Below are 6,789 nucleotides of genomic sequence, written 5' to 3' on the forward strand. Positions count from 1 at the left end.
TGGTACGATGCCCGGAGCGGGAGCACGGATATCTGCCTCTACGCTATCGAGACCGGCAGCGAGACCTTCCTCTCCTGTTCGCCGGTGACCAGATGGAAGCCCGCGCTCTCGGAGCGGTACGTCGTCTGGGAGGAGAGCACCGGGAACGGGGATATCTGGCTGTACGATATCCAGAGCGGAGAGCGGCGGCAGATCACCGGGAACGGTGACCGACAGACCTACCCGTCGATATCGGGGAGCCGGATCGTCTGGGAAGACTACCGGAACGGCGCTCCCGATATCTACCTCTTCGATCTCGACGATCCTGCCGCAGGAGAGCAGAGGATCACCGAAGACCCCGGCTGGCAGGTCTCCCCGGCAATCGACGGGGACCTCATCGCCTGGGAGGACAGGCGGAGCGGGACGTGGAACGTTTACCTCTGCAACCTCGTCATAGGGAAGGAGAAGCAGATGCCGGTCATTCCTTCCGCGACCGAACAGCTCTACCCCGCCGTCAGCGGTGATCGGGTCGTCTGGCAGAACGGCCGTGGCGAGGGTTCGGATATCTACGCCTTCAACTACTTCAGCGGAGGGGCGCCGGTAGCGGAGTTCTCGGCAAACCCCACCGAAGGAGGGGCGGTACTCAACGTCCGGTTCATCGAACAGTCGGCCGGCGGCCCGGACACCTGGGACTGGGACTTCGGCGACGGGAACACCTCGACCTTGCAGGACCCGTGGCACTTCTACGAGATCCCCGGGAACTATACCGTCTCGCTCACGGTGAGCAACGCGTTCGGGTCAGACACCGTCACGAAGACCGATCTCATCCACGTCGGTCCCCCGGAACCGCCGATCATCCGTTTCCGGGCGGTGCCGTTGTCGGGGCCTGCGCCCCTCACGGTCGCTTTTTACGGTGATTTACCGGACTACGCGACGGCCTGGCTCTGGGACTTCGGTGACGGCAAGAGATCGACACACCGGGACACGTATCACCGTTATGATCGTCCTGGAGTCTATGACGTCTCCCTGACCTGTGACAACGCGGGAGCCAGCGCGACGCACACGGAGTACGGCCACATCACCGTCTACGAGCACCTCGCCCCCTCGTTTTCGGCCGACGCCAGGAACGGGACTGCGCCGCTCACCGTCAGGTTCACGGATACCTCGACCGGCGGGCCCGAAACATGGCTCTGGGACTTCGGTGACGGCGGAACCTCTTCGGAGGAGAACCCGGTGCACACCTACGTGAGCCCCGGTGCCTATGACGTCGCCCTGACCGCAGGGAGCGGCACGGCGGCAGAGCCCGGCTACATAACCGTCCATCCCCCGACCGTAACCCCGACCCCGACGGCTAACGTGACGCCGACCCAGACCCGGACGCCCACCCCGACCGCGACACAGAAACCCCCGGGCAGCAGTGGCGGTGGCGGTGGCGGCGGCTCTGCCCCGATCAACCCCGGCTGGAGCACGCCGGAGCCCAACCCCACGCCGACCCCCACCCCCCGTGAAGCCGACTCCGGCAGCCTGCACCTCGGGGAGACCGGCCTTGTCGACCAGGTCGCCAGGATCCATGCGGCCGACGGGATCGCGACCCTCACGATTGCTGAGGGCATCCGGGCGGTCGATGCCGCCGGCAATCCGCTTCGCGCGGTGACCCTTGCGACGATTGATGCGGCCGACGTGCCCGCGGCGCCCGGCGCGTACGTGTTTGCCGGGTACGCCTGCATCGCCGGGCCGGAGGAGGCCGTCTTCTCGCCCCCGGCGACGCTAGCGTTCACCTTCACACAAGAGCAGTGGGACACCGTCTATAACGGCAGCGTGCAGGGCGGGCTCGTGGTACAGCGATACAATCGTTCGGCCGGCACCTGGGAGGAGGTCCCCACCACCGTCCTCCCGGAGACCCGGAGCGTCACCGCCGAAGCCCTGCACCTCAGTGCGTATGCGCTCTTTGTCGCGGCACCCGGAGACGGCGCGGCACAGGCGGTCGCCGCCGATACCGGCCCGGAACCCACGGCCGGACGGGAGATCCCGTACGCGCTCCTCATCCCGGGTCTGCTTGCCCTCGTCATCGCGGGGGCGGGGGCGCTCCTCTACTTCCGGAAAGGAGAGCCCTGAAAAATGCTAAAAAAGTGATGGAGGGGTTACCCCCGCCGCCCCCTCACCGCAACCAGGAGGAGTGCCGCCCCGGCAACGGCCGCACCGAACCCCGGTGTCGCCGGCGTGGGCGTTGCCGTCTCCTCAAGGTTTGCGAGCCACGCGGCGCTGGAGACCGGCGAGAGGAAGCGGATGCCCGCAAGGGTGTAGCCGCCGTCAGGAGCGCCGGCTGCAGCGTAGACACCGGTGTCAGGAAGCGTCCTCCTCCACTGGACAGCCCCATCCGCATCGGTCCCGAGGGCGAACCCTTCCCCGCTCCTGATATCCTTGCCCGCGATCACGTAACCTCCGGCAGGTCGCAGGAGGACGGCGTAGCCGGCGAGGCCCTCCATGTTCCTGAGCCAGACCTCATCGCCTTTCGCGTCAACAAGACCGTACCAGTAGTTTGCGGAGTAGACAAACCCGCCGTCGGCGGTCTCCTTGACATCAAAGATGACCGGAACGGCGTAGTTCGTATTCCAGAGTGTGTTGCCGTCAGCATCGAGGCGGATGAGGAACGCGTCCCCGATGTCGTAGGTGAAGGGCGACTTCGTGCCCCCGATGATATACCCGCCGTCGGCGGTCACAACTCCTGTGTTCGCGGCGGCGGCCGGGAACGTCCGGTTCCAGGTCGGCGTGCCGTTGGCATCGGTCTTCGTGATGACCGCCGTCGTATCATCGGCCGATCCGGCCGGGTTCCAGAGCCACCCGATGACGGCGTAACCACCGTCGGCGGTCGGCCGGACTGCCGAGACCTTCTCCCCAGAGAGGACCTGCCGCCAGATCTCCTTTCCGTCGGCGTCGGTCCTGATCAGGAATGAGGTGCCCTGGTAGGCGAGGTCCTCCCCTGAGGCAGCCGCGGAGATGTTGTAACCGCCGACGATGTAGCCGCCGTCAGCGGTCTCCGCAACAGAGGCAGCCTCCATTTCGGGCAATCTCTGTGTCCATACCTCGTTCCCCTGGCCGTCGGTCTTTACAAGCAGCAGGTCGCCCCTGCCCCCGATGACCTTCGTGAGTGCAGAGCCAAGAGCGATGTAACCGCCGTCAGCCGTGTTCGCGACGGCATCGAACTTACTGTTCTCCTCCGGCGAGAACGTCACGTTCCAGGCGACCGGCGGGGCGGTCTCCGCCGCAGAGACGGCCGCGGCCGGCAGCAGCGCCACGATGAGCAGCGCCGCCATGATCACCCGGATCGGTGAACTCCGGAAGTATCGGTTTCTTCCCGTCATGGAATCGATAATTGGTGTGGTGCGACACGCAAAAAACATAATGGTCCGGCATCCCGGTGGGCCGGCAGGCGGCAATCCCTTAATGAAGACAAACTCCCTATAGTTCTAGCACGTGTTGGCGACATTCGACGGAACCTGGGTGCGCCTCGGCAATGAAGGGCGCACGCTCTATGAGCAGGGGGGGTACGGCAGGGTGGAGCGAACCGGTCTCCGGCTCGCTCCTGAAGAGGCACTCCACCTCATGGAGCGGGGCAAGATCGAGGTGAAGGATTTCGGTTACGATACCCTGCTCGGTCTCTTTGCAGGCCAGCCGAACTTCATCAGGAGGTACCTCGTCTACCGCGACATCCGCGAGCGGGGTTACGTGATCCAGCCCGGGCCGCACGACTTCCGCGTCTTCCGCCGCGGCCATAAGCCCGGGGCCGGGAAGTCCCGGTACCTGATCCGGGTCCTCTCTGAGAGGGACCTCATCGAATTCGACCTGTTGAGCCGGGACGTGCTCACCGCGGTCAATATGCGCAAACAGTACCTCCTCGCGGTCGTGGACGACGAGGACGAACTGACCTACTACGAGGTGCGGGTGCAGGACCTCGCCCCCGTCGGGGAGCCGGCCGAATGCAGCACGCCGGTGCAGGCCTCCCTCTTCGGGACCTACGCACTGGCCCACCTGCCGCCGGGAACCCCGCTCGAGGAGGACTGGTACGGCAAACGGCTTGACCCGGAACGGCTGCTCCTCCGCCCGATCGAATCGATCTATCTTTTGCGCAGGCAGTGCCTCACGATCACGCAGGACGGCGAACCGATGACCACAGAGCAGTTCCTCGATGCGGCGGCAGAGAAGGACGTCGAGATCCGGGAGAAAGAGCGGGTCTTCTCAGACCTCAGGGAGAAGGGCTACATCCCCCGGACCGGCTACAAGTTCGGTCACCACTACCGTGTCTACTCCGGGAAGAAGACGCACTCCGAGATGCTCGTCCACGCCGTTGCGTCCGGGACCTCCATACCGATGAGCGCCGTCTCCCGCTCGGTCAGGCTTGCTCACAGCGTCAAAAAGAAGATGTTGTTTGCTTGCATATACAATACCGATATCAGATACGTCGAGTTCGCGAGAATTAAACTGTGAGCGTCAGTCCATGCAATCAGGAATGAATCCCTGGTCAAGTAACCAGACCGTCGATGTGGATCGACTCTTTACCGAGTTCGGCATCGAGCCTATCGGTGAGGTCGCACGAAGGCTTCCCGAAGTACCGCCGTTTATCCGCAGGGGTGTTGTCGTCGGACACCGGGACTACCAGGTGGTCGTCGACGCCATCAGGAACCGCACCCCGTTCCACGTCCTGACCGGGTTCATGCCCTCAGGCCTCCCTCACCTCGGGCACCTGATGGTCATGAAAGAGGTCGTCTGGCACGTCCAGCAGGGCGGGAACGGCTACGTAGCCATCGCCGACCGGGAGGCCCACGCGGTCCGCGGCATGTCGTGGGAGAAATGCCGCGAGTACGGCAGGGAGTACCTCAAGGCCCTCTACGCCCTCGGATTTCGTGGGACGACCTACTACCAGAGCAGGAACGAGCCCTTGAAAGACCTTGCGTTTGAGGCCTCCACGAAGGTGAACTTCTCTGAACTCTCGGCGATATACGGGTTCGGCCCCGAGACCTCGCTTGGCCACGCCATGAGCGTTGCCACCCAGGTAGGCGACATCCTCTTCCCGCAGCTCGACGCCGGACCCGCCCCCACGGTCGTCCCGGTCGGCCTCGACCAGGACCCGCACATCAGGCTCACCAGGGATGTGGCCCACAAACTCCGGATGTTCACGGTCGAGGACCGCGACGATTATGTCAGCGTCCGCTCGAAGAACGCTCCTGAGGAGGCTCTCGAAGCCGTCCACCGCGCGTTTGCGGGCTCAAAGAAGTACGCAGGCCACGTGGACATCACGGGCCAGCCGCATGCCCGGGTGGATGACACCGTCCGGGAGATCGAGATCGCGCATGGGGGGTTCGGGTTCTACCTCCCTTCATCGACCTACCACATCTTCATGCCCGGACTCCAGGGCGGGAAGATGTCAAGCAGTGTTCCCGAGAGCCTGTTTGGGTTCTATGAACCCGAAAAATCGGTCAGGAAGAAGGTTATGGCGGCGCTGACCGGGGGGCGGATGACGCTTGAGGAACAGAAACGTCTCGGCGGAGAGCCCGACCGCTGCTCGGTCTACCTCTTAAACCTCTTCCATATGCTCGAGGACGACGGGGAACTCGCCGAACTCCGCCGCCGGTGCGAGAGCGGTGAGATAACCTGCGGGCAGTGCAAGAAAGAGACACTGGAGCGTGTGCAGGCGTTTCTCACAGACTTGAGGGATAAGATGGATGCAGTTGAACACCTTGCAGATGAGGTGTAATAAGTGGAACTGACGCTGAATGAGAAGAGACTCCTGGTCGCTTTAGGACCGGTGGGCTCGGCCGATGCGGCCACCCTTGCCGACCTGATGGATACCCGCCGGGAGGCCGTTGTGCAGTACGCAAACCTCGCCGGTGAGCGGGGGCTCGTGGACGTGGAGAAACACGTCTCCCGGCGGTATACCCTGACCGGGGAGGGGAGGGGCTACGCCGGTAAAGGCCTCCCCGAACGGCAGGTGCTTGAGAGTTTTGAGAACGAGATCCCGATGCGGGACCTGCAGGCGCACCCGCTTGCAAAGATCGCGATCGGCTGGATGCGGAAGAAGGGCTGGGTCGTCGTCAGGAACGGTGTCGTGCAGAAGACCGGCAACGCTGCTCCCGGACCTGACGAGGCCGCATTTGCCCGGGCAAGCGAGAATGGTGCGATCACCGACGGGGAGGGTGTCGCCGACCTCCTCCGGCGCGGGCTTGTGCAGGAGGAGGAGGCAGTCACCTACACCGTCTCGATAACCTCCCGGGGGCGGGAACTCCTCGCCGGGGGGCTTGACCTGCAGGAGGAGGTGGGCACGCTCACCCGCGACCAGATCCTCTCAGGCGCGTGGAAAGACCTTCCCCTCCGGCGCTACGATGTCGGGAAACTCCCGAAACGCGCCTACCCGGGAAAGACCCACCCCTACCAGCGCCTCCTCGACGAGATGCGCCGCGTCCTCCTCGACATGGGATTTACCGAGATCGCAGGCGGGATCGTGCAGAGTTCGTTCTGGAACTTCGACGCGCTCTTCCAGCCGCAGGACCACCCGGCGCGGGAGATGCAGGACACCTTCTTCCTCAGCGAGCGCTGGCCGCTGCCGGCAGGGTATGAGCGTGTCCGCGATATGCACGAGTACGGCGGGGAGACCTCGTCCACCGGTTGGGGAGGAACCTGGAACGCCGCAAAGGCGGAACAGTGCGTGCTCCGGACCCATACGACGAGCCTCTCCATCCAATACCTGGCAGAGCACCCAAAACCCCCGGTGAAGGCGTTCTGCATCGGCAGGGTCTACCGGCGGGAGGCCACCGA

At 64.4% G+C, this 6,789-nt stretch carries 5 protein-coding genes; 4 read left to right on the forward strand and 1 reads right to left on the reverse strand.

Annotation, left to right across the window (positions count from 1 at the left end):
* The coding region (locus BP858_RS02925) for a PKD domain-containing protein (RefSeq protein ID WP_286878798.1) at window positions 1-2,094 on the forward strand (2,094 nt) is incomplete at its 5' end.
* A gap of 26 nt (window positions 2,095-2,120) precedes the next feature.
* Here the strand turns inward: BP858_RS02925 and BP858_RS02930 are convergent.
* Window positions 2,121-3,341, reverse strand: a complete 1,221-nt coding sequence (locus BP858_RS02930; protein ID WP_286878799.1) for a hypothetical protein — start codon at window positions 3,339-3,341, stop codon at window positions 2,121-2,123.
* Window positions 3,342-3,453: 112 nt separating this feature from the next.
* Between BP858_RS02930 and endA the strand changes: the two genes are divergently transcribed.
* The 3 genes from endA to BP858_RS02945 all read left to right on the forward strand — a co-directional run.
* Entirely contained in the window at window positions 3,454-4,464 is a 1,011-nt protein-coding gene (endA, locus tag BP858_RS02935) for a tRNA-intron lyase (RefSeq protein WP_281767569.1), read from the forward strand.
* Window positions 4,465-4,474: 10 nt separating this feature from the next.
* Complete coding sequence (locus tag BP858_RS02940; RefSeq protein ID WP_014867607.1) at window positions 4,475-5,731, forward strand: tryptophan--tRNA ligase; 1,257 nt, start codon at window positions 4,475-4,477, stop codon at window positions 5,729-5,731.
* Window positions 5,732-5,734: 3 nt separating this feature from the next.
* Window positions 5,735-6,789, forward strand: a 1,055-nt coding sequence (locus BP858_RS02945; protein WP_286878800.1) for a phenylalanine--tRNA ligase subunit alpha, incomplete at its 3' end; no start/stop codon positions are given.

Source organism: Methanoculleus sp. UBA413, assembly GCF_002502935.1.
In the GTDB taxonomy this organism is placed as follows: Archaea; Halobacteriota; Methanomicrobia; order Methanomicrobiales; family Methanoculleaceae; genus Methanoculleus; species Methanoculleus bourgensis.

Coding starts and splice junctions, on each gene's coding strand:
- BP858_RS02930 (WP_286878799.1), bottom strand. CDS start 3,341: ATGACGGGAAGAAACCGATACTTCCGGAGTTCACCGATCCGGGTGATC.
- BP858_RS02940 (WP_014867607.1), top strand. CDS start 4,475: ATGCAATCAGGAATGAATCCCTGGTCAAGTAACCAGACCGTCGATGTG.